Origin of the sequence: Collinsella sp. AF16-8 (genome assembly GCF_003462695.1) — a bacterium.
Lineage (GTDB): Bacteria > Actinomycetota > Coriobacteriia > Coriobacteriales > Coriobacteriaceae > Collinsella.
Genome location: NZ_QRXX01000023.1, coordinates 1 through 1,977 on the forward strand (window position 1 = coordinate 1; position 1,977 = coordinate 1,977).

At 55.3% G+C, this 1,977-nt stretch carries 2 protein-coding genes; both read left to right on the forward strand.

Features of this window, described 5'->3' with window-relative positions; genetic code table 11:
* Positions 1 to 102 (forward strand): arginine deiminase family protein (locus DWW73_RS09975; protein WP_147343553.1); only part of this gene is annotated, 102 nt, incomplete at its 5' end.
* 149 nt (positions 103 to 251) lie between these two features.
* The gene (locus DWW73_RS09980; RefSeq protein WP_117779479.1) at positions 252 to 1,376 is read left to right on the forward strand and encodes an aminotransferase; all 1,125 of its coding nucleotides are present in this window, start codon (positions 252 to 254) and stop codon (positions 1,374 to 1,376) included.
* Positions 1,377 to 1,977: the final 601 nt, after the last annotated feature.

The window sequence follows — 1,977 nt, forward strand, 5'->3', positions numbered from 1 at the left end:
AAGGAGGGCCTGGACCTTCTCGTCGTGCCCTCCGCCGAGCTCTCCCGCGGCCGTGGCGGCCCGCGCTGCATGAGCATGCCCTTCTGGCGCGAGGACCTCTAAGGTCTTCTATGACCCGTATAGGTCTTAATACATACATCTAGCTGACGTTAGATGTCTCCCATTGGGGCGGTGCGGGTTTTCGCGCCGCCCCAATCTTGTATGAGGAACGTCAACACGGTTGGATGACTGCTTTTGTAAGGAGCTTGGCCATGGACATTAAGACGATTGGCGTTGAGGAATGGCTCAACGTTTGGGAGAAGAGCGCCACGTGGGACATCGCCCAGTCGACGATCTCGTCGCTGACCATGGGCGAGCTTCGCGCACTGGACGAGCAGGACGGCGCCACGTTCTACGAGCGCCTGGATCGCGAGAAGATGAACTACGGCTGGATCGAGGGATCGCCGGAATTTAAGGCCGAGGTCGCCAAGCTGTATCGTCGCGATGTCAATCCCGATCACATTTTGCAGACCAATGGCTGCACGGGCGCCAACCTCAACGCCATCATGGCCGTTGTGGAGCCCGGCGATCACGTGATTGCCGAGTGGCCTACCTATGCGCCGCTCTACGAGATTCCGCGTACGCTCGGTGCCGAGGTCGAGTATTGGGAGCTTCGCGAGGAGCTCGGCTGGAAGCCCGATATCGATGAGCTCAAGCGCTTGGTGCGCCCCAACACCAAGCTCATCTGCATCAATAACGCATCGAACCCCATCGGTACGGTGCTCGATGCCGATACGCTCGGCCAGATTGCCGAGATCGCCCGTTCGGTGGGCGCCTATGTGCTGTGCGACGAGGTGTATCTGCCGCTCGAGAACACCGAGTCCTTTATATCGATGGCCGACGTGTACGAGAAGGCCATTGTCACCAACTCGGTGTCCAAGACCTATTCGACGCCTGCGGCTCGCGTGGGCTGGGTCGTGGCCGACGAAGAGGTTTCCAACCGCATCCGCACCTATCGTGACTACACCATGATCTGCGGCGGCGTGTTCAACGACGCCCTGGCGACCTACGTGCTCGAGCACAAGGATAAGATCCTTGAGCGCAACCGTAAGATCGTGTTTGGCAACCGTGATATCGCTCAGGCATGGATCGATGCGCAGAGCCGCGTCTCTTGGACGGCGCCGCAGGGCGTATCCACCTCGTTTATCCAGCTGGATATTCCCGAGGACGATGAGGAGTTCTGCAAGCGCCTGTTGGCCGAGAGGGGAGTGCTGCTGGTTCCCGGCAGCCGCTTTGAGCTTCCCTGCGGCGCGCGTCTGGGCTTCTGCGCGAGCGAAGACGTTCTTCGCGAGGGCCTGAGGCTTCTGGGCGAGGCGCTGGCGGAGTTTGATCGCTAGGATTCCGACGGCTCTCAAAGCCACTCAAATCTGTCTACGATTATCGATAACAGACCCGTTTCCCATGAGGGGAGCGGGTCTGTTTTTCTATACCGAGAAGTCAAGTTGTTACAAATGAGGCCGTAAGGCGAGCCGGTGTTCGTTGGGCCTTATACTGAACTTCCGGTGAACGGTACCAAGCGTCTGGTAAACGGTAATACCCATACCAGAAATGAATAGGACAAACTTTTTTCTGAATAAAAATGAAAATGGTTGAGACGCGGTATGAATCGCTAATTCTATTCATAGCTTTATTAGAAATATGCAATTTGAGGGTGGTTTAATAAAGTTAAGTTCCATTTGCTATTTGGTTTGAAAAAGCATTTAAGCACGTAAATAAACTTTATTAAATCAAAGTGTGCCATGCGTGAAGTATATGTGTATGCCGTTCACCCCCTATAAAAAACCGTTCGGGGGCGAGGTGGAAGTATGGGCTGTTTTTGGATATAAATATGTCGTCAGCAATAACGCCTCACACGGAGGGGCGCTAACGAATCGGCCCTGACAAGGGCCCGAAAGAAAGGTAGGAGGCCATGACGAAAGGTCTGCACGTGCCTTCCGA

Excerpts from the sequence above, each read along its gene's own strand:
- DWW73_RS09980 (WP_117779479.1), top strand. The coding sequence starts at position 252 with ATGGACATTAAGACGATTGGCGTTGAGGAATGGCTCAACGTTTGGGAG.